The sequence below is a fragment of the Streptacidiphilus cavernicola genome (assembly GCF_042510955.1).
Classification (GTDB): domain Bacteria; phylum Actinomycetota; class Actinomycetes; order Streptomycetales; family Streptomycetaceae; genus Streptacidiphilus; species Streptacidiphilus cavernicola.
In genome coordinates, this window is the sequence record NZ_JBHFAB010000008.1 from 147,279 (window position 1) to 173,470 (window position 26,192).

The 26,192-nt window shown below is 71.7% G+C and carries 24 protein-coding genes and 3 pseudogenes; 12 read left to right on the plus strand and 15 right to left on the minus strand.

Features of this window, described 5'->3' with window-relative positions; all coding sequences use genetic code 11:
* Window positions 1-80 precede the first annotated feature (80 nt).
* The 9 genes from ACEZDE_RS13445 to ACEZDE_RS13485 all read left to right on the plus strand — a co-directional run bounded on the left by ACEZDE_RS13445 (window position 81) and on the right by ACEZDE_RS13485 (window position 9,940).
* Complete coding sequence (locus ACEZDE_RS13445; RefSeq protein WP_380536133.1) at window positions 81-1,475, plus strand: MFS transporter; 1,395 nt, start codon at window positions 81-83, stop codon at window positions 1,473-1,475.
* Window positions 1,472-1,903: a MarR family winged helix-turn-helix transcriptional regulator gene (locus tag ACEZDE_RS13450; protein WP_380535929.1), complete on the plus strand. Its 432-nt coding sequence runs from the start codon at window positions 1,472-1,474 to the stop codon at window positions 1,901-1,903. Before ACEZDE_RS13445 ends, ACEZDE_RS13450 begins: the two co-directional genes overlap by 4 nt.
* Window positions 1,904-1,987: 84 nt before the next feature.
* Window positions 1,988-3,652 (plus strand): phenylacetic acid degradation protein PaaN, encoded by a 1,665-nt coding sequence (paaN, locus tag ACEZDE_RS13455; RefSeq protein ID WP_380535931.1) that lies wholly within the window; start codon window positions 1,988-1,990, stop codon window positions 3,650-3,652.
* A 285-nt stretch (window positions 3,653-3,937) separates the two neighbouring features.
* Window positions 3,938-5,185, plus strand: a complete 1,248-nt coding sequence (locus tag ACEZDE_RS13460) for a polyamine ABC transporter substrate-binding protein (protein ID WP_380535933.1) — start codon at window positions 3,938-3,940, stop codon at window positions 5,183-5,185.
* Between the two features lie 56 nt (window positions 5,186-5,241).
* A complete protein-coding gene (locus ACEZDE_RS13465) occupies window positions 5,242-6,393 on the plus strand; it encodes an ABC transporter ATP-binding protein (RefSeq protein ID WP_380535935.1) in 1,152 nt (383 codons plus the stop codon).
* A complete protein-coding gene (locus ACEZDE_RS13470; RefSeq protein ID WP_380535937.1) occupies window positions 6,390-7,340 on the plus strand; it encodes an ABC transporter permease in 951 nt (316 codons plus the stop codon). The genes ACEZDE_RS13465 and ACEZDE_RS13470 overlap by 4 nt, the downstream gene beginning before the upstream one ends.
* A 59-nt stretch (window positions 7,341-7,399) precedes the next feature.
* A complete protein-coding gene (locus tag ACEZDE_RS13475; protein ID WP_380536134.1) occupies window positions 7,400-8,233 on the plus strand; it encodes an ABC transporter permease in 834 nt (277 codons plus the stop codon).
* A gap of 138 nt (window positions 8,234-8,371) precedes the next feature.
* Window positions 8,372-9,130: a TrmH family RNA methyltransferase gene (locus ACEZDE_RS13480; protein ID WP_380536136.1), complete on the plus strand. Its 759-nt coding sequence runs from the start codon at window positions 8,372-8,374 to the stop codon at window positions 9,128-9,130.
* A gap of 357 nt (window positions 9,131-9,487) precedes the next feature.
* On the plus strand, window positions 9,488-9,940 hold the full coding sequence (locus tag ACEZDE_RS13485; RefSeq protein ID WP_380535939.1) for a hypothetical protein: 453 nt from the start codon (window positions 9,488-9,490) through the stop codon (window positions 9,938-9,940).
* A gap of 303 nt (window positions 9,941-10,243) precedes the next feature.
* Here the strand turns inward: ACEZDE_RS13485 and ACEZDE_RS13490 are convergent, their stop codons facing one another.
* The 3 genes from ACEZDE_RS13490 to ACEZDE_RS13500 are packed head-to-tail and all read right to left on the minus strand — an operon-like array spanning window position 10,244 to window position 13,269.
* On the minus strand, window positions 10,244-11,173 hold the full coding sequence (locus tag ACEZDE_RS13490) for a BRO-N domain-containing protein (RefSeq protein ID WP_380535941.1): 930 nt from the start codon (window positions 11,171-11,173) through the stop codon (window positions 10,244-10,246).
* A 48-nt stretch (window positions 11,174-11,221) separates the two neighbouring features.
* Window positions 11,222-12,532 carry an HTTM domain-containing protein gene (locus ACEZDE_RS13495; protein WP_380535943.1) on the minus strand — a complete coding sequence of 437 codons (1,311 nt, stop codon included), beginning with the start codon at window positions 12,530-12,532 and terminating at the stop codon, window positions 11,222-11,224.
* On the minus strand, window positions 12,529-13,269 hold the full coding sequence (locus ACEZDE_RS13500; protein WP_380535944.1) for a DUF5819 family protein: 741 nt from the start codon (window positions 13,267-13,269) through the stop codon (window positions 12,529-12,531). Before ACEZDE_RS13500 ends, ACEZDE_RS13495 begins: the two co-directional genes overlap by 4 nt.
* 272 nt (window positions 13,270-13,541) lie before the next feature.
* Between ACEZDE_RS13500 and ACEZDE_RS13505 the strand changes: the two genes are divergently transcribed.
* Together ACEZDE_RS13505 and mobA are read left to right on the plus strand one after the other, a co-directional pair.
* Window positions 13,542-14,765, plus strand: coding sequence for an acyl-CoA dehydrogenase family protein (locus ACEZDE_RS13505; RefSeq protein ID WP_380535946.1), 1,224 nt, complete (start codon window positions 13,542-13,544; stop codon window positions 14,763-14,765).
* A 58-nt stretch (window positions 14,766-14,823) separates the two neighbouring features.
* On the plus strand, window positions 14,824-15,486 hold the full coding sequence (gene mobA, locus ACEZDE_RS13510; RefSeq protein ID WP_380535948.1) for a molybdenum cofactor guanylyltransferase: 663 nt from the start codon (window positions 14,824-14,826) through the stop codon (window positions 15,484-15,486).
* Between the two features lie 312 nt (window positions 15,487-15,798).
* Here the strand turns inward: mobA and ACEZDE_RS13515 are convergent, their stop codons facing one another.
* From ACEZDE_RS13515 to ACEZDE_RS13550, 8 genes and pseudogenes are all read right to left on the minus strand, one after another.
* The gene (locus ACEZDE_RS13515) at window positions 15,799-16,224 is read right to left on the minus strand and encodes a PIN domain nuclease (protein WP_380535950.1); all 426 of its coding nucleotides are present in this window, start codon (window positions 16,222-16,224) and stop codon (window positions 15,799-15,801) included.
* Window positions 16,221-16,424, minus strand: a complete 204-nt coding sequence (locus ACEZDE_RS13520; protein ID WP_380535952.1) for a type II toxin-antitoxin system VapB family antitoxin — start codon at window positions 16,422-16,424, stop codon at window positions 16,221-16,223. Before ACEZDE_RS13520 ends, ACEZDE_RS13515 begins: the two co-directional genes overlap by 4 nt.
* Before the next feature lie 77 nt (window positions 16,425-16,501).
* Window positions 16,502-17,077, minus strand: a pseudogene (locus ACEZDE_RS13525) (zinc-binding dehydrogenase); the annotation flags it as partial.
* A gap of 42 nt (window positions 17,078-17,119) precedes the next feature.
* The gene (locus tag ACEZDE_RS13530) at window positions 17,120-17,515 is read right to left on the minus strand and encodes a PIN domain-containing protein (protein ID WP_380535954.1); all 396 of its coding nucleotides are present in this window, start codon (window positions 17,513-17,515) and stop codon (window positions 17,120-17,122) included.
* Complete coding sequence (locus ACEZDE_RS13535; protein WP_380535956.1) at window positions 17,515-17,790, minus strand: hypothetical protein; 276 nt, start codon at window positions 17,788-17,790, stop codon at window positions 17,515-17,517. The genes ACEZDE_RS13530 and ACEZDE_RS13535 overlap by 1 nt, the downstream gene beginning before the upstream one ends.
* A gap of 35 nt (window positions 17,791-17,825) precedes the next feature.
* Window positions 17,826-18,791, minus strand: a complete 966-nt coding sequence (locus ACEZDE_RS13540) for an NAD(P)H-quinone oxidoreductase (protein WP_380535958.1) — start codon at window positions 18,789-18,791, stop codon at window positions 17,826-17,828.
* Between the two features lie 74 nt (window positions 18,792-18,865).
* Window positions 18,866-19,561: a CPBP family intramembrane glutamic endopeptidase gene (locus ACEZDE_RS13545; protein WP_380535960.1), complete on the minus strand. Its 696-nt coding sequence runs from the start codon at window positions 19,559-19,561 to the stop codon at window positions 18,866-18,868.
* 104 nt (window positions 19,562-19,665) lie between these two features.
* Complete coding sequence (locus tag ACEZDE_RS13550) at window positions 19,666-21,423, minus strand: alpha/beta hydrolase (protein ID WP_380535961.1); 1,758 nt, start codon at window positions 21,421-21,423, stop codon at window positions 19,666-19,668.
* A 176-nt stretch (window positions 21,424-21,599) separates the two neighbouring features.
* Here ACEZDE_RS13550 and ACEZDE_RS13555 point away from each other — a divergent pair, with 176 nt between their 5' ends.
* A complete protein-coding gene (locus ACEZDE_RS13555) occupies window positions 21,600-21,968 on the plus strand; it encodes a hypothetical protein (protein WP_380535962.1) in 369 nt (122 codons plus the stop codon).
* 42 nt (window positions 21,969-22,010) lie between these two features.
* Here ACEZDE_RS13555 and ACEZDE_RS13560 read toward each other — a convergent pair whose 3' ends face one another.
* From ACEZDE_RS13560 to ACEZDE_RS13575, 4 genes and pseudogenes are all read right to left on the minus strand, one after another.
* Entirely contained in the window at window positions 22,011-23,135 is a 1,125-nt protein-coding gene (locus tag ACEZDE_RS13560) for a potassium channel family protein (RefSeq protein ID WP_380535964.1), read from the minus strand.
* Window positions 23,132-24,358 (minus strand): molybdopterin molybdotransferase MoeA, encoded by a 1,227-nt coding sequence (locus ACEZDE_RS13565; protein WP_380536138.1) that lies wholly within the window; start codon window positions 24,356-24,358, stop codon window positions 23,132-23,134. The genes ACEZDE_RS13560 and ACEZDE_RS13565 overlap by 4 nt, the downstream gene beginning before the upstream one ends.
* Window positions 24,359-24,849: 491 nt before the next feature.
* A pseudogene (locus tag ACEZDE_RS13570) lies at window positions 24,850-25,113 on the minus strand (DUF6457 domain-containing protein); the annotation flags it as partial.
* A gap of 199 nt (window positions 25,114-25,312) precedes the next feature.
* Window positions 25,313-26,192 (minus strand): annotated as a pseudogene (locus ACEZDE_RS13575) (PKD domain-containing protein); the annotation flags it as partial.

Here is a 26,192-nt window from a genome sequence, read left to right on the forward strand (position 1 = left end):
AATGGAGTCGCCCCGTGCCTGACAGCAGCACCGCACCTCTCAGTGCCCGCAGGCGCTTCCTCGTCCTCGGCATCTGCTGCATGAGCCTGTTCATCGTCGGGCTCGACAACACGATCGTGAACGTCGCACTGCCCTCGATCCAGCGCGACCTGCACGCCTCCGTGTCCGGCCTGCAGTGGACCATCGACGCCTACACCCTGGTGCTGGCCAGCCTGCTGATGCTGTCGGGCTCCACCGGAGATCGGATCGGCCGCCGCCGGACCTTCCAGACCGGCCTGGTGCTGTTCACCCTCGGCTCGCTGCTGTGCAGCCTCTCCCCCAGCCTGAGCTGGCTGATCGCGGCCCGCATGCTCCAGGCCGTCGGCGGCTCGATGCTCAACCCGGTGGCCATGTCGATCATCACCAACACCTTCACCGACCCGCGCGAGCGGGCCCGCGCCATCGGCGTCTGGGGCGCCACCGTCGGCTTCAGCATGGCGCTGGGCCCGGTCGTCGGCGGCCTGCTGGTGGGCTCGGTGGGCTGGCAGTCGATCTTCTGGATCAACATCCCGGTCGGCGTCGCCGCCCTGGTCCTGGCCGGGCGCTTCGTCCCGGAGTCCAAGGCGGCCAAGGCCCGCCGGGTGGACCCGGTCGGCCAGGCGCTGGTGATCGCGCTGCTCGCCTCGGTCACCTACGCCGTCATCGAGGCCCCCTCGGCCGGCTGGACCTCCGCCCAGACCCTGCTCTGCTTCGGCATCGGCATGCTCGCGCTGGCCGTCTTCGTGGGGTACGAGTCGCGCCGCCGGGAGCCGCTGATCGACCTGCGCTTCTTCCGCAGCGTGCCGTTCTCCGGGGCGACCGTGATCGCGGTCTCCGGCTTCGCCTCGCTGGCCGGCTTCCTCTTCCTGAACACCCTCTACCTGCAGAACGCGCTCGGCTTCAGCGCGCTCAAGGCAGGCCTCTACACCCTGCCCATGGCCGCCATGACGGTGGTCTTCGCTCCGCTGTCCGGACGGATCGTCGGCGCCCGCGGACCGCGGATACCGCTGATCGCGGCCGGGGTGGCGATGTCGCTCAGCGGGCTGACCCTGACCGGGCTCAGCCTGACCACGCCGACCTGGCAGCTGATGGCCGCGTACGTGATGTTCGGCATCGGCTTCGGGATGCTCAACGCGCCGATCACCAACACCGCCGTCTCCGGGATGCCGCGCAGCCAGGCCGGGGTGGCCGCGGCGGTCGCCTCGACCAGCCGCCAGGTCGGCCAGTCGCTGGGCGTCGCGGTGATCGTCTCGGTGGTCACCTCCTCGGTGCAGGGCCCGTCCGGGCCGGCCAGCTTCACCCAGGCCAGCCACATCGGCTGGTGGATCACCGTGGCCCTGGGCCTGGCCGTGCTGGCGCTCGGTATCCTCACCACCGGCGCCTGGGCCAAGGGCACGGCCGCCCGCAACGCCGCACGGCTCGCCCCCGAGGACGTCAGGACACCGGTCGCCGCATGAACGCTCCGCTGGACACCACCGAAAGCAGGCTGGAGACCGCGAGCCGGGTCTTCGAGGCGATGCGCAACCTCGTCCTGGAGTCGGACGACCGGCGGATCGAGGTCACCGAGGCGCTGGGGATGAGCTTCGGCCGCACCAAGGCGCTGCGGCGGCTGGCCGCGGGCCCGCTGCGGATGAGCGAGCTGACCGCCAAGCTGCTCACCGACAAGCCGTACACCACGCTGATCGTGGACGACCTGGAGCGGCGCGGGCTGGTGGAGCGCAGCGTCCATCCGGACGACCGCCGCTGCAAGATCGTCACCATCACCGCCGCAGGGCAGGCCGTCGCCGCGCAGGCGGACGCGATCCTGGCCCGGCCCCCGGAGTCGATGCTGGCGCTGGACCCGGAGGAGCTGGCGGCGCTGGACCGCGCGATGGCGAAGCTCTGACGCGGGGCCGCACCCCCTTGTGCCGACCGATCGTTCGGTTAGCCTGGTGCTGGCACCGTCGCCAGGACCGACCGAGGAGCGTCCATGCCCCATGAGCTGATCGACCGTCACCAGGCCACCCTGGACAGCGCCCTCGCTGCGCTGGCGGCCCGCGACTACTGGTCGCCGTACCCCGAGTCCCCCCGCGGCTACGGGGAACCGGTCGCCCTGGACGCCCTGCAGGGCCGCAGCCTGCTGCTGGACCAGCCCGGCAGCGACGGGCAGATCGGCCCGGACCCGGCCGACGGCGGCGAGCGCTCCCCGTACGGGCCCGAGCTGCGGGTCGCCTACCCGCACGCGGGCGACCCGGAGGCGCTGGTCGCCGCCGCCCGCGCGGGGCAGCCGGCCTGGGCCGCGGCCGGGCCGCTGCTGCGGGCGGCGGTCTGCGTCGAGATCCTGGCCCGGATCAACGCCCGCTCGGCCGAGTTCGGCACCGCCGTGATGCACACCACCGGGCAGGCCCCCGGGATGGCCTTCCAAGCCGGCGGCCCGCACGCGCAGGACCGCGGCCTGGAGGCGGTGGCCGTCGCCTACGCCGAGCAGACCCGGCTGCCGGCCCGCGCCGACTGGACCAAGCCGCAGGGCAAGCGCGACCCGCTGGTCATGGTCAAGGAGTTCACCGCGGTCCCGCGCGGCGTCGCGCTGCTGATCGGCTGCAACACCTTCCCGACCTGGAACGGCTACCCCGGCCTGTTCGCCTCGCTGGCCACCGGCAACCCGGTGCTGGTCAAGCCGCACCCGCGGGCCGTGCTGCCGCTGGCGCTGACCGTCGCCGTGGCCCGCGAGGTCCTCGCCGAGGCCGGCTTCAGCCCGGACCTGGTGCTGCTCGCCGCCGAGAAGCCGGACGAGGGCCTGGCCAAGACCCTGGCGCTGCACCCGGACGTCCGGGTGATCGACTACACCGGCTCCACCGGCTTCGGCGACTGGCTGGAGGACAACGCCCGGCAGGCCCAGGTCTACACCGAGAAGGCCGGGGTCAACACCGTCCTGCTGGACTCCACCGGCGACTACGCCGGGATGCTCGCCAACCTGGCCTTCTCGCTGGCGCTCTACAGCGGCCAGATGTGCACCACCCCGCAGAACCTGCTGGTCCCGCGGGACGGCATCGGCACCGACCAGGGCCACAAGGGCTTCCGTGAGGTCGTCGCCGACCTCTCCGCGGCGCTGGACCGGCTGCTCGGCGACGACGCCCGCGCGGCGGCGCTGCTGGGCGCGGTGGTGAACCCCGGCGTGCTGGGTCGGATCGAGCAGGCCGAGAAGGGCGAGTTCGGCGAGACCGCGCTCGCCCCGCGCGCCGTCGCCGTCCCGGAGTGGCCCGAGGCCGTGGTCCGCACCCCGGCGCTGGTGGTGCTGGACGCCGCCGACGCGGCCCTGCCGGGCGAGTGCTTCGGCCCGGTCGCCTTCGTGGTCGCGGTGGACTCCGCCGCCCGGGGCACCGAGCTGCTGCGTGACACCGTCCGCGAGCGCGGCGCGATGACCGCCGCCGCGTACACCACCTCGCCCGAGGTGGAGGCCGCCGTGGTCGCGGCCTGCCTGGACGCCGGGGTGTCGCTGTCGCTCAACCTCACCGGCCAGGTCTACGTCAACCAGACCGCGGCCTTCTCCGACCTGCACGGCACCGGCGCCAACCCGGCCGCCAACGCCGCCTACAGCGACGCGGCCTTCGTCGCCTCCCGGTTCCGCACCATCGAGGTGCGTCGGCACAGCTGACCGAGCCGCGGCACAGCCGGCGGACAGGAACGGCCCGCAGCGCGGGCGAGGGCACACCGAAGGGGTCGTACGGGATTCTCTCGTGCGACCCCTTCGCCATGCCGCTGTCACACCTGTAGGCCTTCTGTTGCGTCTTTTACAGGATGTAGCGGATCACGTCGCTCATTCCTACGAACGATAACGATTCCGCTGTCGAACGGCCTCCAGGGCATGGAAAGCGCAGTTTTTCGCCCTAATCTCTGACCCCATCGCCTCACTGACTTGCCGCAGAAAGGCCTCACCCCCATGACAGGCCCCAGCTTCGAAGACCTCGCCCGGTTCGCCAACCGGACCCGTGCCCGCTCGACGGCTGCGGCGATGAGCCGCCGCTCGCTGCTCCGCGGCGCCACAGCAGGGGGTCTGGCCGTCGCCGGCGCCGGGCTGCTGTCCGCCTGCGGGGTCCAGGGCCACGTCGTCCCGCCCGGCGCCAAGGCGACCGGGGAGCCGGGCAAGGACTACTCGGCCACCGAGAAGAAGGTCGTCTGGGCGACCTGGCCCGCCTACATCGACATCCAGGACGACAAGCACCCCAACGTGCACCCGACGTTGAACGCCTTCACCAAGGAGACCGGCATCGCGGTCGACTACCTGGAGATCATCAACGACAACAACGACTTCTACACCAAGGTCGACCCGTACCTGGTGAAGGGGATCGACACCGGGTACGACGTGATGGTCGTCAGCGACTACATGGTGGCCAAGTACCGCACCTACGACTACCTCCAGGAATTCGACCTGGCGAACATCCCCAACCACGCGAAGATGCTGCCGAGCGTGCTCAAGGACCCGGTCGACCCCGGCCGCCGCTTCTCCGTCCCCTGGGCCTACGGCTTCACCACCATCGCCTACAACACCAAGCTGGTGAAGCAGCCGATCACCTCGTTCGCGGAGATCTTCACCCGCTCCGACCTGCACGGCAAGGTCTCGCTGTTCAGCGAGATGGAGGACACCGTCGCGGTGGCGCTGCTGGCGCTCGGGTACAACCCGGAGAGCTTCACCGAGCAGCAGTTCAACGAGTCGCTGGAGTACGTCCGCAAGGCCCTCAACGCCGGGCAGGTCCGCGCCTTCACCGGCAACGACTACCTGAGCGACTTCCAGAACGGCAACACCGCGGTCACCATGGCCTACTCCGGCGACGTGGCTCAGCTGGGCATCGACTACCTGGTCACCGTGGACCTCCCGAAGGAGGGCCTGCTCTCCTGGTCCGACAACTGCGTCATCCCCAACTTCGCGCGGCACAAGACCAACGCCGAGAAGCTGCTCAACTACTACCTCCAGCCCGAGGTGGCGGCGGAACTCGCCGACTACATCGACTACGTCCCCGCGGTGGACGGCGCGGTGGCCGCGCTGCAGAAGCTGGACCCGGACGCCGCCTCGTCGCCGCTGATCGTCCCCAGCGCGGCCATGGAGGCCAAGGCCCACGGGTTCATGGCGCTCACCGTCGCCCAGCTCAACGACTACACCAGTCGGTTCCAGCAGATCATCGGCCAGTAGGCCGCACCGCCCCGTTCGACGGCCCCCACCGACGCCGACGCGAAGGAAGATTCCCGATGAGCTCCACTGACGTACTCGGCCGGACCGAGGGCGGCGATCTCCGCCTGGCCGGTCTCACCAAGCGCTTCGGCGCCTTCACGGCCGTCGACAACCTCGACCTGACGATTCCGCAGGGCTCCTTCTTCGCCCTGCTCGGCGCGTCCGGCTGCGGCAAGACCACCACGCTGCGGATGGTCTCCGGCCTGGAGGACCCCACCGCGGGGCAGATCTTCCTCGGCGACCAGGACGTCACCGACACCAAGCCGTTCCGGCGCCCGGTGAACACGGTGTTCCAGAACTACGCGCTGTTCCCGCACCTGGACATCTTCGAGAACGTCGCCTTCGGCCTCCGCCGCCGCGGCTTCAAGAGCGTCAAGCCGCAGGTCGAGTCGATGCTGGAGCTGGTCGAACTGGGCCACCTGGCCAAGCGCAAGCCCACCCAGCTCTCCGGCGGCCAGCAGCAGCGCATCGCGCTCGCCCGCGCCCTGATCAACCAGCCGCAGGTGCTGCTGCTGGACGAGCCGCTGGGCGCGCTGGACCTCAAGCTGCGCCGGCAGATGCAGATCGAGCTGAAGCGGATCCAGACCGAGGTCGGGCTGACCTTCGTGCACGTCACCCACGACCAGGAGGAGGCCATGACCATGGCCGACACCATCGCGGTGATGAACCAGGGCCGGATCGAGCAGATGGGCTCCCCCGCCGAGCTCTACGAGAACCCGGCCACCACCTTCGTCGCCAACTTCCTGGGCCAGTCCAACCTGATCCCCGGCACGGTCGAGTCGGTCTCCGGCGACGTGGTCACCGTCTCCGCGCACGGCCGCAAGCTCACCCTGGACGCCAAGCGCTGTCGCTCCACCGAGGGCCAGGTCATCCTCGGCGTCCGCCCGGAGAAGGTCCAGCTGGTCGCGACCGAGGCGGACGTGCCGTCCGGCCACAACGCGCTCAGCGGCACCGTCTCGGACGCCTCCTTCATCGGCGTCTCCACCCAGTACCTGGTCAAGCTGCCCTCCGGCCAGGAGGTCTCGGTCTTCGAGCAGAACACCGGCCGGGAGATCCAGCGCCCCGGCAGCCAGGTCGTCGTGCACTGGGAGCCCAGCCAGGGCTTCGGCCTCGACGGCTCCCAGGACATCGAGGCCGGCGCGGTCCTGGACGAGGAGGGCGCCGCGTGACCACCGCCGCCCTCGACCTCGACGCCTCCCCCGCGGAGGCCCCGCCGGCCGACCGCAAGCAGCGCCGCAACCTGACCCCCTGGCTCCTGCTGCTGCCCGGACTGCTCTGGCTGGTCCTGTTCTTCCTCGTCCCGATCCTCACCTCGGTGTCGGCGTCGGTGCAGACCGGCAACTTCGACGACGGCTTCAAGCTGACCTGGCACTGGTCCAACTACTGGGCCGGCGACGGCACCCAGGGCGGGGCGCTGAAGTCCTACTGGCACCAGTACCTGCACTCCGGCATCTACTCGGTCGCGACCACGGTGTTCTGCCTGGGCCTCGGCTACCCAGTGGCGTACTTCATCGCCTTCAAGGGCGGCAAGTGGAAGTCGCTGCTGATGGCCCTGGTCATCGTGCCGTCCTTCACCAGCTTCCTGATCCGGACGATCGCCTGGAAGACCATCCTGGCCGACCACGGCGTGGTCGTGAGCGTCCTGAACCACCTGGGTGTCCTCGACGTGACCAGGGCGCTCGGCATCACCGTCGGGGACCACGTCCTGGCCAGCCCCGGCGCGGTGGTCTGCGGCATGGTCTACAACTTCCTGCCGTTCACCATCCTGCCGCTCTACACCTCGCTGGAGAAGATCGACCCCCGGCTGCACGAGGCCGGCAACGACCTCTACTGCAGCACCTTCCAGACCTGGCGCCGGATCACCCTGCCGCTGTCCATGCCCGGCGTGATCGGCGGCACCCTGCTGACCTTCATCCCGGCGATCGGCGACTACATCAACGCCCAGCTGCTCGGCAACCCCAACACCAGCGTCGTCGGCCAGAGCATCGAGAACCTCTTCCTGCGGCAGACCAACGGCTACCCGGTCGGCTCCGCGATGTCGGTCGTGATGATGGTCGGCACGCTGGCCCTGGTGATGCTGTACATCCGCAAGGCCGGTACGGAGGACCTGATCTGATGGCTGCTGACACTTTTCCCCCCGCTGCGTCCCCCCGGCCCTACCCGCCGAAGCCGCCGATGCCGCCGATGCCGCCGAAGATCCGCCGCCGCGGACCGCTGGCCTGGATCTCGGACCACCTGCTGCTGGCCGCCACCGTCGTGATCTTCATCTTCATGCTGCTGCCGAACGCGGTCATCCTGGTGATGTCGTTCAACGCGCCGATCGGCAAGTACGACTACATCTGGAACCACTTCTCCACCGAGGCCTGGGCCCACCCCTGCGCCAACCAGGCGCTGTGCAGCAGCATGGGCCTGTCGCTGGAGATCGGCGGGATCGCCACCGTGGTCTCCACCGCGCTCGGCACGATGATCGCGTTCGCGATGGTGCGGCACCGCTTCAAGGCCCGCTCGGGCATCAACGCCCTGCTGTTCCTGCCGATGGCGGCCCCCGAGGTGGTCATGGGCGCGACCCTGACCGCGCTGTTCTTCAACACCATCGGCCCCGGCTCGCTGGGCTTCTGGACCATCACCATCGCGCATGTGATGTTCTGCCTCAGCTATGTGGTGGTGACGGTCAAGTCCCGCCTCGCGGGCATGGACCCGATGCTGGAACGGGCGGCGGAGGACCTCTACGCCACCCCCACCCAGACCTTCATGCGGGTCACCCTGCCCCTGGTCGCCCCCGGCATCGCGGCAGCGGCGCTGCTCGCGTTCGCGCTGTCGGTCGACGACTACATCATCACCGCGTTCACGGCGGGGCAGCGCACCACCTTCCCGATGTACATCTTCGGCTCGGTGCAGCGGTCCTACCCGGCGCAGATCGATGTGATCGGCTCGATCATGCTGCTGGGCACGATGCTGATCATCGCGGTGTCGACGGTCCTCGGCCGGATGCGGGCGACTCGTCGGTAGGTTCCGGACACCCCTTGCTGCGTCCCGCTCCCGCACGTCGGGGGCGGGACGTTGCGCGTCGGGGCGGTGTCGGGGTCGTAGGGTCGGGGCGTGGACGAGAACGTGAGGCCGGGCGAGGCGGTTGGGGCGGCTGATGTCATTGAGGCCGCCAAGGCGACTGCGGCGGTACGGGGGTGGCGGGAGGCGGCGCAGGGCAGCGTGCTGCTCGACGGCTTCCACGCGCTGAAGCACGCGCTGCGCTTCGGCGCCGACGTGAGCGCCGTACTCACCACCGACCGTGCGGCGGTGGCCGTCCTGGCCGCGGACCTCGCCCCGGACGTGGCGGCCAGGATCGGCGAGTCGGCGGTCGAGATTCCGGCGACGGTGCTGAAGGAGCTGGTCCCGAGGCTGCACCCGACCGGCATCGCCGCCCTCGCGGCGCGTCCGGACCGGGCCGCCGACCTGGCGGCGCTGACCCGGGAGCCGCGCCGCGCCCCCGTCGTCGTGCTGGACAACCCGCGCAACCTCGGCAACATCGGCGCCGTCGTCCGCCTCGCCGCAGGCTTCGCCGCGGCCGGCGTGCTGACCACCGGCGACGCGGACCCCTGGCACCCGACCGCGGTCCGGGCCGGCGCCGGACTCCACTTCGCGACCGTGGTGGAGCGGGTGACGGTCGATCAACTTCCTTACGGTGCACCGCTCTACGCCCTTGACCCGGAGGGCGACGACATCCGCGACGTCCCCTTCCCGGATGACGCGCTGCTCGCCTTCGGCTCCGAACGGCACGGCCTCTCGGAAGCGGTACGGTCACGGGCCACCCGGTTGGTCGCGATCCCGATGCGCCCGCAGGTGTCGAGCTTCAACTTGGCTACGAGCGTGGGGATGGGGCTGTTCCACTGGCAGACGGGGCGGGGGTAGTCGGGGGCGGGGTTGAGCCGGTGGCGGGTGGGGGCGGGGCCGCGGGTGGGGTCGGCCTTCGCCGTAGCCCGGCCAGCGCGCCGTCTCGCGCCTCCGGCGCACTGAAGCCAACTACGCGGAGGCGGGGGCGTGGTCGGCCACCGCGCCGCCGCCGAGCGCCGCTTTATCCCCTTATAGCGACGCGATTATCCGGAATAGTCGAGTCAACTTAATCGTTCGACAATCCGGACATATTCGTGGACCTGATGCCGTTCCAGGAACTTTCCAGGCAAAAGAATGCGATTGACAGGGCCGAGAAGGCATCTATAGCATCACCGAGCTATTTCACCTTCTTATTCAAAGCCAAAGGTAAGAATTATGAAGACCCGAATTCTCGGTTTGCTCGCCCCGCTCGCCATGGCGGTCGGCTGCCTGGTGGCTGTCCCAACCGCCGCCCACGCGACCGGAAGTATATGCGGTGGATACACGAACATCGTGTACGCCAACCGGTACAACGACAGCAAGGGCAACCCGATGGCGACCATCTACGTCTACACCAAGGGCGGTGCGGTCGACCAGTACAAGCTCACAACCCCTACCTGTGCGATCCTCTACGCCGAGGGTGCCTACTCGGGTGAGTCGAAGTACATGGGCGTCACGCTCTGCTCCGACTACGTCGCGGTCCCCTGCACCACCGATCACGGCACTTACAAGAGCTATGCCGGTCCCGTCTACCAGGCCCACGGCGGCTGCGGCTCGGTGACCTACGTCATGAAGAACACGGCCGGGACGACGATCGTCTCGGATTCCAGCGCCCTCGGCTGCGACTAGACGGTTTGATGCCGCGCCCCCGGTAGACGGTCATTGACCGGCGCGGCATGCAGCGCTGTCAGAAGGGTGTTCAGTTCTTCGGTGGTCACAAACCCGATGCTGAACACCCTTCCTGCTGCCCGGCACCATAGCAGTTCCGCGTCGCCCGCCATCGCGGCCCGTCACAGGTCGACATCGCCCAGCTCGCCCCGGCCCCCGCGTAGTTGGCTGCAGTGCGCCGGAGGCGCGAGACGGCGCGTGAGCCGCCGGTACGGCGAAGGCCGACCCCAGCGACGTCGCGCACCTTCTCGCTGACGTCCGCTGTCACGCCACGGCAATCCCCAACTCCCGCAGCAGCCCGGCGATTTCCTGAGCCGTGCCGTGCACCCTGGCCTTGCCGATGCTGAGCGACATCAGCCCCGCGGCCGGCTGGTCGGTCGTATGGCCGGTCGGCTGGCCGGTCGTCTGATCGGCTGTCTCACCTGCGGCTGTTGCCGCCTGCCCCGGTGCCGAGTGGCTCGTCGGCCGGGCAGCCGGGGTCTCGGGCTCGCGTGGCGCAGCCAACCTGCGGACCACGTCCACAAAGCGGATGGTGCCGCAGGGGCGGATGCCCTTGCTGCCCCGGATGCCGACCCGCCGCAGCTCCGGGCAACGGAAGTACGGGCCGAACGGCGGCCCGCTGTCCTCGTCCCGCTTCGGGACGCACACCTCCGTACGCCCGTGCAGGCAGTGGACCGAGCCGTCGGTGAGGACGCGGAAGTCGCCGTCCTCGATGCCGTCGATCCGGGCGACGAGGTCGACCGGCTGGTGGCCGATCGCCTCCGCGAGGGTCTCGGCCATCCGCCGCCGCTCGGCGTCGAGGTCGGTGTCGCCCCGGCGGAGCGAGGGGAGGAGTTCGTTGGTGACCCAGTCCTGGAAGGGCTCGGCTGACGACTTCTTGGAGCGCATGATCAGCCGGTACAAGCCGCCTTCGCTGACCAGGCTGAGGGTTTGGTTTCCTCGACCGTAGGCATTCCGACCTGCTGTTTCCTGGTATGCCTCAGTTGAACTTAGGCATACGGTCCGCATGTCCACGGTCTGCGACTCGCCCTCTCGGAGCGACCTGACGGCTTCGCTGGGGTTGCTGCGCCCCAGGATCCGGCAGACGTCCGCCGTGGCGAACCAGGGCGCGCCGTCGATGACGATCACGCGGATCGGCTGCCCGGTGACCGGGAACGCGGTCTGGCTCAGGGTGGGTTGTTCGGTGCGGGACATGACGTGCCTCTCTGACGAGTGGTGCTGACGTCATGCCAAACGCGATTGTCAGACCGAGGTCACCTGTTCGGGGGAGCGCGAAGACGGCGCACGGCGCGTGATCAGATCGCACGCGAGGGTGGCGCGACGAGCCACCCTCGCCCCGGCCCAGCGGAGGAAGGTGGTGGGCAGGAACACCGCGTCGGCGGAGATCATCGCCAGGGAGAAGAACGGCAGCCCCAGGGTGACCGCGATGGCCAGGTGTTCGATGATCATCAGCACCAGCAGCACGTTCTTGATGCGCCGGTTGAACACCAGGAACGGGAACGCCACCTGCACCATCACCGTGCCGTAGGTCAGCACGAAGACCGGCAGCGGGTGTGCCGACAGCAGTTGGGACAGTCCGGGCCAGGGGTTGAAGTAGTCCAGGTGCAGCGGGAAGTAGAGGGCGGTGCCGCCCTGCCAGAGCGAGCCCTGGATCTTGTACCAGCCGGCCGTGGCGTAGATGAAGCAGACCTCCACCGCCACGACCAGCATCGCGCAGTTGTGCAGCATGTCGCCGAGGGTGTCCAGCAGTGCCCGCGGTTCGCCGTCCGGGTCGTGTCGGCCGAGGTACCACCACAGGCCGCTGAGCAGCCAGAAGGCCCAGAAGACGGTGCTCCAGGTGTAGATGCCGGGGTCGAGCATGCCCCGGGTGTCGACCAGGTCGGAGAACTGCAGCACGGCGAGCAGCAGGCCCAGCAGCGCCCAGAGCGCGACGCCGGTGCGGTCGCCGGTGCGGTCGCCGGTGCGGTCGTCATCGCGCTCGCCGTTGCGGTCGGTGCCGCCTTCGCCGTCCCGGCCCCGTCGGCGGCCCCGGCGGCGTCGGCGGGCGTCCAGTGACCAGACCGTGCCGCAGCGGGTGAAGGCGAGGTAGATGGCCATCAGGTGGATGACGTTGTCGCCGCCGTCGCCGACCAGCACGCTGCGGTTCTGGACGGACAGCACGACCACCAGGAACAGCACGGACATGGTCCTGGTGTGCCAGCCGAGCAGCAGCAGGACGCTGACCAGGATCGCCAGCGCGTACACCGCTTCGAACCACCAGCGGTCGCCGGACCAGGCCAGCACGGTGAAGGCGTGGTTGCCGGACAGCATCTGCCGGGCCAGGTCCAGGCTCCAGGGCGAGCGGTCCCCGTACAGCACCCGGCGGTCGGGCCACTCGCGGAGCAGGAAGCCGCCGAAGCACAGGGCGAAGCCGATTCGGATGACCGCCGCCTGGTACGGGGCGAGCGGTCGGCCGGTGGCGGTGGTCCAGCCGGTCAGGACGGCGCGGGCGAGCCGGTCGCGGAGGGGGACGGCGGGAGGGGCACCGGTGGCGCCGCTGGAGGGGGCGGTCACAGCAGCCCCGTGTAGTCGTCGTCGGTGACGACCCACCACTGGAGCGTCTGGTAGCTGGTCTTCGCCTTGTGCTGGGCCCCGGTCCAGGTGGGTCCGACGACCGGTGTGGTCGCCACCCGGAACTGGATCTGGTTGACCGGTTCGCCGTGCCAGTCCCGGCCGATCCGCTGCAGTGCGATCCGCTTCAGGTACTCCTGGGACAGCGGGCCGCCGGTGCCGAGCGAGTTCTGGTTCGGCAGGTTGTGCCACGAGGTGTAGTAGTCCCAGGCCCGGCGCAGCAGGTTCTGGTCGACGTGGCTGGGGGCGAGGTCGCCGCGGACGTGGGCGATGTCCTGGGCGGTGAGGTTGATCCAGCCGGATTCCGGACGGCCGCCGGCTCCGGTGAGGGTCTGCACCCGGGCCTGGACGGCGATGTTGTCCTGCAGCGGGTTCGGTGCGAAGAGCTGCCAGTTCTGTTCGAACTCGGGATAGACGTGGGCGTTCACCTCGGTGGTGTAGCGCTGGGACGCGGGGTTGGCGGGGGCGATGGAGAGGAACACCGTGCCGAGGTGCCAGGCGGTGGCGGAGAGCAGCACCACCGCGGCGGCGGTGAGCAGCAGCAGCGAGGGGAGCGACCAGCGACGGGGGGCGGGGGGCGGGTCTGCGCTGTCCGGGGCTGTGCCGTCGGGGGCTGTGCTGTCCGGGGATGGCCTCGGGGCCGTGGGCTCGTCCGGGGCGACGGGCCGCTGGGCGGGCACGGCGAGGTCAGGTAGGGGGGTGTCCGTCTGTGGCTGTTCTGACACGCCTGCCTGCCCGCCTGCCTGCTCACTCGTTCGGTGGGGTGCTCCTGTCGATCCCGGTCCGCCCCGAACGGTACTGATCCCGTGCGGGTTGTGACAGCGGGTGCCGGGAATTGCCTGAATTGACCGTAATGCCAGCTTCCCTGGTGAAGCCCTCTCGGCCCTTCCCATCTACTAGAACCCGTTCTAATCTGACGTGTCGTCACATCTGGTCAGAGGAAGGGCAAGCCGTGGACTTCACCTTCACCGAGGAGCAGCAGGCCGCAGCCGAGGCCGCCCGCGCGGCCTTCGCCGACGTGGCGGTGGACGGGGTGCCCAGCCCTGCCCTCGGCATCGAGCCCGTCGCCGAGGACATCGACCGTGAGCTGTGGCAGCGCCTCGCCAAGTCCGACCTGCCCGGCCTCGCCCTCGCTGAGGAGTACGGCGGCTCCGGCCTCGACCCCGTCGCCTGGTGCCTGGTGCTGCGCGAGGCGGCGCGGGTGCTGGCACGGGTGCCGCTGCTGGAGACCGGTGCCGCCGCGCTGGCCGTGCAGCGGTACGGCAGCGCGGACCAGCGCCGCCGACTGCTGCCCGAGGTCGCCGCCGGGCGGCTGCTGCTCGGCGTCGCCCCGCACGGCCGGACCGGGCACGAGCTCGCCGACCAGGCCGTACGCGCGGAGCCCGGCGACGGCGGCTGGCTGCTGCACGGGTCGTCCACCGCGGTCCCGTACGCCCAGCTGATGGACCGGGTCGTGGTCCCGGCGCGGAGCGACCGGGGCACCCTGCTGCTGCTGGTCGACCCGCGCGGGCCGGGAGTTGAGCTGCGCCGCCAGGTCACCGCGCACGGGGAGCTGGCCGCCGAGCTGGTCCTCGACGGCGCCAGGGTGGACGCCGCCTCCGGGCAGTTGGGCGAGCCCGACCCGTCCGGGGCGAACTGGCTGCACCTGCGCGGGCTGCTGATCGTCGGCAACGCGGCGCTGTGCCTGGGCCTCGGCGAGCAGATCCTGCGGATCACCGCCGACTACACCGGCAAGCGCGAGCAGTTCGGCCATCCCGTCGCCACCTTCCAGGCGGTCGCGGTCCAGGCCGCCGACCGGTATGTCGACCTCCGGGCGATGGAGGTGACGCTGTGGCAGGCCGCCTGGCGAATCGGCCGCCCGGAGGGCGACGGTCCGGGGACGGACGCCGAGGTGGACCCGGGGACGGCCGGCGGAGCGGAGGCGGGGACGGCCAACGGCGCGGACGCCGGACGGATCCCGCTGGCGGCGGACCTGGCCACCGCGAAGGTCTGGTCGGCGGAGGGGGTCCGCGGCATCGCCGCCACCGCGCAGCACCTGCACGGCGGCATGGGCGCCGACCTCGACTACCCGCTGCACCGCTACCACGCCTGGGCCAAGCACCTGGAGCTGTTCCTCGGCCCGGCGCCCGCGTACGAGCAGGAGATCGGCGACATCCTGGCCGAGCACCAGCTCTGAGTACCGGCTCTCCTCTGCGCGGCCCTCCGCCGGCCCCCGGCCTGGTGTACTGGGCCGCATGGACGACGACGAGGCGTACGACGCGGTGGTGCTGGCCGGCGGCGCGGCTCGGCGGCTCGGCGGGGACACGGACAAGCCCGCGCTGGAGGTCGGCGGCCGGTCGCTGCTCGACCGGGTCCTGGACGGCTGCGCCGGGGCCCGGACGGTGGTGGTGGTCGGCCCGGAACGGGCGACCGCCGGGCGCGCGGCGGGGTTGCCGCGGGTGTCCCGGGTCCGTGAGGAGCCGCCGGGCGGAGGCCCGGTGGCCGCGGTCGCGGCGGGGTTGCCGCGGGTCACCGCGGGGGTGGTCCTGCTGTTGGCGGCCGACCTGCCGTTCTTCACCACGGACACGGCAGAGGCGCTGGTCGCCGAGCTGCGCCGGGACCGGGACGTGGACGCCGCGGTCCTGGTCGACGAGGACGGACGGGAGCAGCCGCTGGCCGCCGCGTACCGGTCGGCGCCGCTGGGCGCCGCGCTGGCCGCGTTGCTGGCCGAGCACGGCGGCGACCCCGCGGGCCTGCCCCTGCGCCGACTCGTCGGCGCCCTCCGCACCACCCGCGTCCCGGACACCTCCGGCGCCGCCCTCGACTGCGACACCTGGCCCGACGTGGAGCGTGCCCGCGCCGAGGCCGCCGCCCGAGCTGTCGACCGCCCCTGCCCACGTCCGGACCGGGACGGATGAGCCGGCTCATCGAATCGCTGCCCGACAGGTCATCCCACCCCCCGCCGTGTGGCCTTGGGGGGCGAAGCGGCGGAGTCGCCAGTCTGCCGTGCCCGGTCGTGGTGAGGCGGCCAGTCGTACTGCCGTCCCACCAGTTGAGGGCGAGGGCGAGGGTGTGCGGGGTCTGCGGCGGTCCAGGAGACTGCGACCAGTACCGCCCGGTCGGGCCTGTTACTTGGCGCCGATGACGTCGGCTGATGTGGGGTTTCGGCCTGCGTTGCTGGTCGGCTACGGCTGCTGTCGAGGTGATGGCAACACGGAGGAGCCGAAGGTTCAGACCTGGCTGTCGGCAGTGCCGGAGCTGACGACCCAGCGAGTCTGCTGCCCGGTCAGCGAGGCGATCATGTCGTAGTCCTGGTCGTAGTGGAGCACAGTCGCTCCGTGCCGCTCGGCGGTGGCGGCGATGAGCAGATCCGGCATCGACAGTGCGCGGTGGAAGCCCTTGCGGATGGCCGCGCGCTGGATCTCCGTGGCACGGTCCCAGACCTCGTCCGGCGTGGACAGGTAGTCGAAGCCGAGCAGGCGACGATGGAGAAACCTCGCCTCGGAGTCATTGCGGGCCGAGTACATGATCTCCATCTCGACCGGGCCGCAGATGGCGAGCAGTCCTCGCTCCTGCAGATCGTCGAGGACGGCAGCAACGCGTGGCTTCGCCCAGCGCTGCATCGCCGAGTTGTCGATCAGGTAACGCTCGTTCACGCGATGAGACCCTGCTTGCGGGAGTCGTAGGTCAAGTCGATCTCGCCAGATTTGATCGACTCGACGAACTCCTGCCGAAGGCGGCGCTTGACGGCGTCCTCCATGGCGGCGCGAACGGCTGCTGCCTTCGTCCTGACGTTGTACAGGCGCATGGCCTCTTCGACCATCTCGTCGTCGAGATCAATCACGGTACGGGACACGATATCTCCAGAACCTTATAGGCGACATCTAAACGATATCATCTGCGAGGCGGGACTGATATCGCCTGGTGCGTCCCTCAGGCCGTCAGCAGGATCTTGCCGATGTGGGTGCTGCTTTCCATGAGGCGGTGGGCTTCGGCGGCGTCGGCGAGGGGGAGGGTGGTGTGTACGACCGGCCGGATCACGGCTGAGTCGATCAGGGGCCAGACGTGTTCGCGGACCGAGGCGACGATGGCGGCCTTCTCGTCCAGGGGGCGGGCGCGCAGGCTGGTGGCGATGACGGCGGCGCGTTTGGCCATCAGCTTGCCGAGGTTCAGTTCGGCCTTGACGCCGCCCTGCATGCCGATGACGACCAGGCGGCCGTTGACGGCGAGGGCGTCGAGGTTGCGGTCGAGGTATTTGGCGCCGATGACGTCGAGGATGACGTCGGCCGAACCGACGGCTTCGACGAAGTCCTGGTCGCGGTAGTTGATCAGGACGTCGGCGCCGAGTTTGCGGCAGGCGTCCAGCTTGTCCGCGCTGCCGGCGGTGACGGCGACCTTCGCGCCGATGGCCTTGCCGAGCTGGATCGCTATGGTGCCGATGCCGCTGCTGCCGCCGTGCACCAGCAAGGTCTCGCCCGGCCGCAGGTGCGCGGCCTGGAAGACGTTGGACCTCGGGACAGTACCCCCACGTGCCCCGGCGGCTCGGTCTGCTCAGATCCGCTGCACGATGACCCGATCGCCGCAGAGAAGCCTCATGTCCTCCTCGTCGGAGGTGAAGACGATGACGTCGCCCCGCTGACGCAGAGCCACGGCCGCGAGTGCGGCGTCGATGGCGTACTTGTGCCCGTGCAGGCCGGCGGTTTCCAGCAGGATGATCGCCTCCGCCGCGATTTCCCTAGTGATCGGCTCCACCGCGATCTTCGACAGGGTCCAGGACCAGGCACTCTTCTTGACCCGGCCGTGGTACGCCTCGATGAGGGTCATGGAGGTGGTCATCACCCGGACCCCGGAGCGGTCCGCATCCTTCAGCCGGGCACCCATCGTGCGGTTGCCCAGGACGGCCTGCGACAGGCCCTCGCTATCGAGAAGGTAGACGAGCTCGGACATCAGCCCGCCTTGCGGTCCGGCACGGACCGGGCCTTGCGGTCGGCGTGCAGGCGTTGCACCGCAAGCCGCTCGGCCTCAGCCCCGGCCAGTTCCTCGTCGGTCACCTCCCCGTGCTCGCCTTCCCACCAGCCGACGAACTCATGGAGATGATCACGCTCGCGCTGGCGCTCTATGGCCTGCGCGACGTACCGGCTGAATCCACCGGACCCCACCTCTGCGCGGATCTCTTCCGCCAGGTCCTCCGGCAGTGTCACGGTGTACTTCTTCGTTGCCATACCATTCATCATACCGTCGAGCGGAGCGCCTCACCTCAGGCATGGAGCAGGATCTTGCCGATGTGGGTGCTGCTTTCAATCAGGCGGTGGGCTTCGGCGGCGTCGGCGAGGGGGAGGACGCGGTCGATGACCGGGTGGATGCGGTCGTTCTCCAGCAGCGGCCACACATGCTCGCGCACGGCGGCCACGATCGCGGCCTTCTCGTGCAGCGGACGGGCGCGCAGCGAGGTGGAGAGCACGGCGGCGCGCTTGGCCATCAGCTTGGCGATGTTCAGCTCGGCCTGAACGCCACCCTGCATGCCGATGATGACGAGCCGTCCGTTGACGGCGAGGGCGTCGATATTGCGGTCCAGGTACTTGGCACCGATCACGTCCAGGATCACATCAGCGCCGTCCGGGCCGAGTTCGGCCACGAAGTCCTGGTCTCGGTAGTTGATCAGGACGTCCGCGCCCAGCCCCCGGCACGCCTCCAGCTTCTCCGCACTGCCGGCAGTCACCGCGACCCGCGCGCCAATGGCCTTGCCCAGCTGGATCGCCATCGTCCCGATCCCGCTGCTGCCGCCGTGCACCAGCAGCGTCTCGCCCGGCCGCAGGTGCGCGGCCTGGAAGACGTTGGACCAGACCGTGCAGGTGACCTCCGGCAGGGCCGCCGCGGTGACCGGGTCGAGGCCCTTGGGCACCGGCAGCAGCTGCCCCACCGGTACCGCGACCTGCTCGGCGTAGCCGCCGCCGGAGAGCAGCGCGCAGACCTCGTCGCCGACGCCCCAGCCGCTGACCCCGGCGCCCAGCGCGGTGATCCGGCCGGAGCACTCCAGGCCCGGGTAGCGGGAGGCGCCGGGCGGCGGGTCGTAGAAGCCCTGACGCTGCAGCAGGTCGGCCCGGTTCACGGCGGTGGCCGCGACCTCGACCAGGACCTCGCCCGCTGCCGGGACGGGTGCGGGGACCTCGGTCAGCTCCAGGACCTCGGGGCCGCCGGGCGTGGTGATCGTGATGGCTCGCATGGCTCCGACGCTACCCGGGCGCGGGACGGGTGTGTGCGATGTCGGGGCTGAGGTGATGTCAGATCCGTACCGGATCAGGTCTGCGCGATGAGGTAGGCGGCGACGTAGCCGAGGGCGTTGGTGGCCCAGTGCAGGCCGATCGGGGCGAGCAGGCTGCCGCTGCGGCGGCGCAGCTCGCAGAAGACCACCCCGCTCAGCGCGGTGAACAGGACCGCGCCCGCGTCGGCCGCGACCGCTCCCCAGACCGAGTCGCCGAACAGCGGGGTGAGGGCCGGCTTCTCGGTGGACAGGTGCAGCGAGGGCAGGATGTGCCACAGACCGAACAGCACCGAGGACAGCACGGTCGCCGGAACCGTCCCGTGCGCCCGGCGGACCAGGCCGTAGAGCGCGCCGCGGAACGCGAACTCCTCCAGCAGCACCGTGCCGAACGGGACGTACAGCAGCACCTTGGCGGCCACCGTGTCGCCCGGCAGGGCGTCGGTGCGCCGGTCCGCGAACAGGTCCCGGGTGAACGGCAGCAGCGCGCCGACCAGGTAGACCGCGGCGACGATGCCGATCAGCGACAGGCACCAGCGCGCGCCGCGCGGCAGGGTGGCCGGGGCCAGGCCGGTCAGCTCGGCGGTGTCGGCCCAGTCGGCGCAGACCGGGCGCAGGACGGCGAGCAGCACGGCGACGGTGACGGCGGCGGTCAGCAGGCCCCAGCCGGGGGCCCAGCGGTTGTTGGTCAGATTGGCCAGCACCAGCACCGCGACGGTGACCGCGGTCGCCACGTCCGTACGCGCGATGCCCGTACCCGGGAAGCCCGAGCCCGGAAGGCCCGCGCCCGGGAAGCCCGCGCCCGGGATGCCCGCACCCCGGGAACCCCGCCGCGCGGTCACCCCTGGCCCAGGCCGGTCAGCCGGGCGGCCAGGCGTTCGGTGTCGGCGGAGGTCCAGCCGGGCGGTGGGACGATCGCCGCCCAGGCGGTGGTGGGCATGGTGCCGTACCGGTGCCCGTGGCCGTGCGGGACGCCGTTGGCGTCGGCCAGGTCGCAGGCCACCTGCCAGAACGTCAGGACCGGGTACCAGTTCATGGCCGGGGAGACGTCCGCGGCGCGCGGGCGGTCCAGCCAGTCGGGTCGGTGGAACAGCAGCCCGGGGCTCCACCAGACGATCGGGTCGGAGCCGTTCTGCAGGTAGACCGTGCGCGGTCCCGGCCACGGCGTCGCCGGGACGCCGAGGTCGGCGGGCACCTGCGCGAAGCGGAACCGCGCACCCCGGTCCACCACCGGCCGCCACTGCGGGCTGCCCGGTTCGCGGTCCCGGGTGACCTCCAGCCAGAGCGGGTTGTCGAAGGTCGGCCCGACCAGCAGCGCGCCGTCGGCCTCGGTCCCGAGCCGGGACGGGTCGCCGTCGAAGGCCCGTTCGGTGGCGTAGGAGCCCAGGCTCTCGCCGAACACCACCAGCTTCGGGCGGGTGGCGGCCGGCAGGGTCAGCCACTTGGCGCGTACCGCGTCGAACAGCGCCGCGCCGGCCTTCGCGGCCTCGTCCTCGGTCAGCACCGAGGCCACGCTCGGGAGGTAGGAGTACTGCAGGCCCACCTCGGCGCTGTCGCCCGCGTACATGTACTCCAGCGGGGCGGAGGCCTGCGGGTTGATCCAGCCGCTGCCGGTGGTGCCCATCACCGCGAGCACCTTGCGGGAGAAGCCGCCGGTGCGCTCCAGCTCGGCGACCGCCAGGGCGGCCCGCTTCGGCAGGGTGTCCGCGGAGCGCAGCCCGACGTAGACCCGGACCGGGTCCATGGCCGGGCGTCCGGCGAAGCGGGTCAGCTCGTCCCGGGTGCTCGCCTGGCCGACGAAGTTGCGGCCCTGGTTGCCCAGGCTGTCCCAGGACTCGTACGAGACGGGGCTGCCGGAGAGGGTCGGCAGGTCGGGCCGCACGATGCCCGGCGAGGTGCCGCGGTCGGCCAGCGAAGCGCCGCTCTCGATCGCCGAGAGCACCCCGCTGAGCAGGAACCCCTGGACCACGCCGACGACCACCACCGCGACCAGCGCCGCCCCGGCCGCGTAGGCGACCGGCGCCGGCGCCACCCGGCGCAGCACCCGGGCCAGCGCCCTCGCGCCGAGCCGCAGCGAACGGGCCAGCAGCACCAGCAGCCCGCCCACGGCCACGGCCACCAGCGGCACCAGCACCCACTGCCACCAGGGCAGTTGCGGTGGCAGCGCGACCGCCCTGCGCACCTCCCCCTGCCAGTGCACGCTACGGGCGGTCACCAGCACCGTCCCGACCAGCACGACCGCGCCGAGGATCCACCAGGCCCAGCGGACGGTCCGCGGCCCGGGACGGGCGCCGCAGCGGCGGGCCACCGCCTGGACGGCGGCACCCAGCGCATAGCCGATGGCGGCCGAGACGGCGGCGCAGAGGCCCTGCAGCCACCAGGCCCGAGGCAGCAGCGAGGGGGTGAGCGACAGGCTGTAGCCGGCCCAGGCGCCGAGCACCGCGCCCCAGGACGGCCGGCGGCGTACGATCGGGCCGTGCCGCTCCGGGCGCCCGCCCCGCCCGGTCCGCCACCGGGGCCGCAGCCAGGACGGCAGCCAGGACGGTGCCGGGAACCGTGCCCCGGACCGGGTCAGCGCTGACGCTCCGTCGGCCATCGTCGCCTCAGCCCGCCTTCCTCGCTCCCCGCCCGGGAGGTCGTCATGTCCTGTCTGCCCGAATCAACGGTGTAACGGCCACGACCGGGCGGCGACCCGGTTGCGCCCATCAGGTGACAGCGGGTTGACGGTCTGTAGGCTGAGCCGTGGGGGCATACGCGAAGCGGGAGGCGCGGATGGGCGGCTGGTTGTGGTGGATCATTCCGTTGGTGCTGGTCTTCGGGGGCCGGGTCGGTCAGCAGTTCCGGGGCGCGTTGCGGACCAGGCACGAACGGAAGCTGGAACTGCTGAAGGCGAACGAGAAGCGGCAGCGGTCCCTGGCCGCGGCGAACCGTCCGCCGGAGCCGGTCTGCGGCTGCACGCACCACCTGGCGAAGCACGACCGGGCCGGGAAGTGCCACGAGGTGGTCGAGGCGCCGACAGCCTGGGACTCCGAACGCAAGCCGACCGAGTACGCCGCCCGCCCGTGCACCTGCCAGCAGTACGTCGGGCCCGAGCCGCTGGGGACGGTCTTCGCGCAGGAGATCGTCGACCTGGACCGCTGACGTACCGCCGGGTGAGCTGACGTACCGCCGGGTGACGGGTCCTCAGACCGGGTCGGCGTCCGCGGCGAGGCGGATGACGATGAGGCGGTCGGTCGACTTCAGCACCGCCGTCTCGGGGTCGGTGTAGGGGAGCCTGCGGTTGCCGCGGACGACGCTGACCACCAGGTCGACGCAGTCGTGCGGGCTGCGCCCGGTCTCGGCGGCGGTCACCGGGCGGTCGATCATGTCCAGGCCGTTCCCCACGGTCAGCAGGTCGTCGAGAACCGCCCCGGTGTGCGGGCTGAGGCTGGAGACGCCCAGCATCCGCCCGGCCGAACTGGAGCTGGTGACCACCACGTCCGCCCCGCTCTGCCGGAGCAGCGGGGCGTTCTCGTCCTCCCGCACCGCGACCACCACCGTGGCCCGCCGGTTGAGCTGGCGTGCCGTCAGGGTCACCAGTACGGCGGTGTCGTCGCGCTGGGTGCCGATGACGATCTGCGCGGCGCGCTCGACCTCGGCCCGGCGCAGCACCTCGGTCCGGGTGGCGTCGCCGAGGACGCCGACCAGCCCGTCCTCGTTCGCCGCCCGGACCGAGGCCGGCTCCGGGTCGACCACCACGATCCGGTCCCGGCGCACGCCCTTCTGCAGCAGGGTCTCCACCGCGTGGCGGCCCTTGGTGCCGTAGCCGACGACGACCACGTGCTCGTCCACGTCCGCCCTCCAGTGCTTGATCCGCCACAGCTGGCGGGTGCGGGTGGTCAGGACTTCCAGGGTGGTGCCGACCAGGATGATCAGGAACAGCACCCGGAGCGGGGTGATCAGCAGGATGTTGACCAGCCTGGCGCTGTCGCTGACCGGGGTGATGTCGCCGTAGCCGGTGGTGGAGAGGGTGACCGTGGCGTAGTAGGCGGAGCCGAGCAGGTCGAGGTGGTCGTGGGCGCTGTCGCGGTAGCCGTTGCGGCCGAGGTAGACGATGGCGATGGTGGCGAGCATGACCAGCAGCGCCAGCACGAAGCGGCGGCCGACCTGCCTCAGCGGCGCGGTGGCGGGCGCGGGCAGCAGGATCTGCCGCAGCGCGGCCTCCCCGGGCAGGCCCGCGCCGCCGCGCTCCCGGCGCGAGCGGTTGCCCGGCCGGTTGCCTGCCCGGGGGCCGCGCGGTCGGCCGCCGCGCGGACGGTCGGCGCTCATCCGGCGGGGACGTCGAGGATCTCGACCCGCGCCCCGGCCGGGAGCCCGCCGGGCGGCACCACGGCCAGGCCCTCGGCCAGCGCCAGCCCGCGCAGCATCGCCGGGCCGTCGAACGCCAGCGGCAGCACCCCCCGCGCGGGCAGCGCCACCGGCACCAGCCGGGTGTCCTGCGGGTGCCCCGGCAGCGCGACGGCCGCCTCGACCAGGTACGGCGGCGCGGCCGGGCAGCCGCCGAGGGTCCGCAGCAGCGGCTCGGCCAGGGTCACCACCCCGGCGACCGCGGCCAGCGGATTCCCGGGCAGGCCGACCAGGAAGCGGGTCCGCTTCCCCGGCTCCGCGGGCAGCGCGGCCAGCAGCATCGGGTGGCCCGGACGCACCCGGACGCCGTCCACCAGCAGCCTCGCCCCCATCCCGGCCAGCGCCAGGTGCAGGAAGTCGACCGGTCCGGCCGCGGTGCCGCCGGTGGTGACCACGATGTCGGCGGTGCTGCGCAGCACCGCCTCGGTCAGCAGGCCGAGGTCGTCACCGACCCGGCGCACGGCGCCGACCCGCGCCCCGTACGACCGCAGCCAGGACGGCAGCAGCGGGCCGAGCGCATCCCTGGTCCGGCCGTCCTTGGACGGGCCCGCGTCCAGCAGTTCGTCGCCGAGGACCAGCAGTTCCACGGTCGGACGGCGGTGGACGGCGAGCAGGTCGCAGCCCGCCGCGGCGGCGAGGCCGAGTACGGCCGGGGTGACCGCGGTGCCCGGCGGCAGCAGCGGCTCCCCGGTCCGGCACTCCTGGCCGCGCGGACGGATGTCCCGGCCCTGCTCCAGCGGGGTCGAGCCGCAGTCGTGCAGCAGGTCGACGCCGCCGTTGCCGACACCGCCGACGCCTGCGCCGCGACGGACCTGTCCGTCCTCGCTGCGCAGTACCGCGGTGGCGCCGGGCGGGAGCTGTGCCCCGGTGGCGATGCGTACGGCGGTGCCGTCGGCGAGCGGGGCCGCGCCCTTCCGTCCGGCCAGGATCCCGTCCGCGCAGGGGTCGGCGGCGAGGCGCCACGGGCCGGGGCCCGAGACCGCCCAGCCGTCCATCGCCGAGGTGTCGAAGGCCGGCAGGTCGCTCAGCGCCTCCAGCGGGACGGCTAGGGTCCCGCCGAAGGCGTCCGCGAGCGGCAGCCGCACCGGCGGCAACGGCGCACCGGCCGCGCGCACGGCCCGCGCCCGCGCCTGCGCCCAGGCCATCGGCACGGCGGCACCCGATCCGGGCTCCGGGCCGGAGCGGGGGTCCGTGTGCGGACCGGAGCGCGTACCGGCGGACGCGCCGGAGCGCTGGCCGGACTGCTGGGCGGGGTGCTCGCCAGGGTCCCGGCCGGAGCGCGGATCGGAGCCCGCGCCGCTCGCGCGCGCCTCCGCGGCGGCGTAGTCGTACGGCCCCGCACCGCCGGTCCGCGGTCGCGGCGGCTCCGACCCGGGCACGGGCGGGTGCACGGGCACGGCCTCAGCCGCGGGCAGCGGCGCCGCGTAGTCGAACGGTACGTCAGCTGCGGCGGCCCTGGCCGGGATCGACCCCGACCCGGACCCTCGCTCAGGCACCGGCTCCGGCTCGCGCAGCCGCTCGGGCCCCGGCTCGGCGGCGGGCTCGCCCGGCCGCGTGGTCACCGCCGTGCTCCGGAGCAGGTACGGGTACGCCCGCAGCAGGTCGCCGTCGTCCTCGGGAGAGGACTCGCCGCCGCTCACCCCGGCTCCTCGGCAGTCCAACGGGCAGCCAGTGCCGCGGCCCTGCGATTGGCGTCGGCGACCGCCTCCGCACCGCCACCCGCGAGACCGGCCGCGTAGCCGACCAGGAAGGCCGTCAGCGGCGCGGCGGGACGGGCCACCCCGTGGGCGACCTCTCTGGTCATGTCGAGCAGACCGGGCACGTCGACGTCCAGGTCGATGCCCAGTTCGGACTTCACCGCGGCGATCCAGTCATCCAGCACAGCCCCATCGTCCCTGATCCCCCCGCCGAGAACGCGCAAGGGGCGATTTCACCTTCGTGTCCCCGTCCTCACCGGGGGCCTCCGGCGGGGTGCGCGGCGGGAAAGCGGGAGCCGCAACGGACCGAGCCCGCGGCAGCGGCCCCCGCGAGGGGGACCGGCCACGGGCTCGGCTTCGGACGGGTCGGACCGGTCGTACGGATCGGACCGGTCGTGCCGCCTACGTGGTGGTGTAGTAGTACCCGTCCAGGTCGGCGATGACCTGGACGGTCCCGCTCGTTCCGTCGTAGAAGTCGATCCGGCCGTCGATCACCGGGACCACCACCAGGTTGGACACCGTCTGCCCGGCCCCGAAGTTGAGGTTGGAGACGGTCGGCAGGGTCTGGCTGTCCGGGAACACGGTGAGGAACCCGGGCTTGGTGGAGCCGGTCACGGTCACGTTCAGCACGACCGCGGTGACCGTGCCGGGAAGCGGTGTCCCCGGCAGGTCCATCACGTCCAGGCCGGCGGCCCCGTGGGAGGCGACCGCCCCGCCGGCCCCGCCGAGTCCGCTGCGGGTGTCCATCGCCCGCACCGGACCCGCGGTCTGGAAGAACGAACCGTTGGCGGAGTAGTAGCCGGTGATGTCGGCGAGCAGGTCGACGGTTCCGCTGGAGCCGTTGTAGAGGTCGACCTTTCCGTTGGTGACCGGGACGATGACCAGGTTGGGGATGGTCTGTCCGGCGCTGAAGTTGAGGTTGGAGACGGTGGGCAGCTTGCCGCCGTCGGGGTAGGCGGTGATGAAGCCGGGCTTGGTGGGTGAGACCTCGGTGACGTTCATGGCCACCGCGGTGACCCCGCTGCTGGGCACTCCGGCCACGCCCGCGACGGTGAGTTTGACGGTCTTGCGTGCGCCGACCCGGGCCTTGGCCGCACCCAGCCCGGACCGGGTGTCCAGGATCCGCGACGGGCCGACCGCGGTCAGCACCGAGCCCTTGCCGTTGGCGGAGTAGTAGCCGGTGATGTCGGCGAGCAGGTCGACGGTTCCGCTGGAGCCGTTGTAGAGGTCGACCTTTCCGTTGGTGACCGGGACGATGACCAGGTTGGGGATGGTCTGTCCG

Bases quoted from the DNA above. Each gene is read 5' to 3' on its own strand.
- ACEZDE_RS13445 (WP_380536133.1), top strand. From the start codon at position 81: ATGAGCCTGTTCATCGTCGGGCTCGACAACACGATCGTGAACGTCGCA.
- ACEZDE_RS13450 (WP_380535929.1), top strand. From the start codon at position 1,472: ATGAACGCTCCGCTGGACACCACCGAAAGCAGGCTGGAGACCGCGAGC.
- paaN (WP_380535931.1), top strand. From the start codon at position 1,988: ATGCCCCATGAGCTGATCGACCGTCACCAGGCCACCCTGGACAGCGCC.
- ACEZDE_RS13460 (WP_380535933.1), top strand. From the start codon at position 3,938: ATGACAGGCCCCAGCTTCGAAGACCTCGCCCGGTTCGCCAACCGGACC.
- ACEZDE_RS13465 (WP_380535935.1), top strand. From the start codon at position 5,242: ATGAGCTCCACTGACGTACTCGGCCGGACCGAGGGCGGCGATCTCCGC.
- ACEZDE_RS13475 (WP_380536134.1), top strand. From the start codon at position 7,400: ATGCCGCCGATGCCGCCGAAGATCCGCCGCCGCGGACCGCTGGCCTGG.
- ACEZDE_RS13485 (WP_380535939.1), top strand. From the start codon at position 9,488: ATGAAGACCCGAATTCTCGGTTTGCTCGCCCCGCTCGCCATGGCGGTC.
- ACEZDE_RS13490 (WP_380535941.1), bottom strand. From the start codon at position 11,173: ATGTCCCGCACCGAACAACCCACCCTGAGCCAGACCGCGTTCCCGGTC.
- mobA (WP_380535948.1), top strand. From the start codon at position 14,824: ATGGACGACGACGAGGCGTACGACGCGGTGGTGCTGGCCGGCGGCGCG.
- ACEZDE_RS13530 (WP_380535954.1), bottom strand. From the start codon at position 17,515: ATGTCCGAGCTCGTCTACCTTCTCGATAGCGAGGGCCTGTCGCAGGCC.
- ACEZDE_RS13535 (WP_380535956.1), bottom strand. From the start codon at position 17,790: ATGGCAACGAAGAAGTACACCGTGACACTGCCGGAGGACCTGGCGGAA.
- ACEZDE_RS13540 (WP_380535958.1), bottom strand. From the start codon at position 18,791: ATGCGAGCCATCACGATCACCACGCCCGGCGGCCCCGAGGTCCTGGAG.
- ACEZDE_RS13550 (WP_380535961.1), bottom strand. From the start codon at position 21,423: ATGGCCGACGGAGCGTCAGCGCTGACCCGGTCCGGGGCACGGTTCCCG.
- ACEZDE_RS13555 (WP_380535962.1), top strand. From the start codon at position 21,600: ATGGGCGGCTGGTTGTGGTGGATCATTCCGTTGGTGCTGGTCTTCGGG.
- ACEZDE_RS13560 (WP_380535964.1), bottom strand. From the start codon at position 23,135: ATGAGCGCCGACCGTCCGCGCGGCGGCCGACCGCGCGGCCCCCGGGCA.
- ACEZDE_RS13565 (WP_380536138.1), bottom strand. From the start codon at position 24,358: ATGGCCTGGGCGCAGGCGCGGGCGCGGGCCGTGCGCGCGGCCGGTGCG.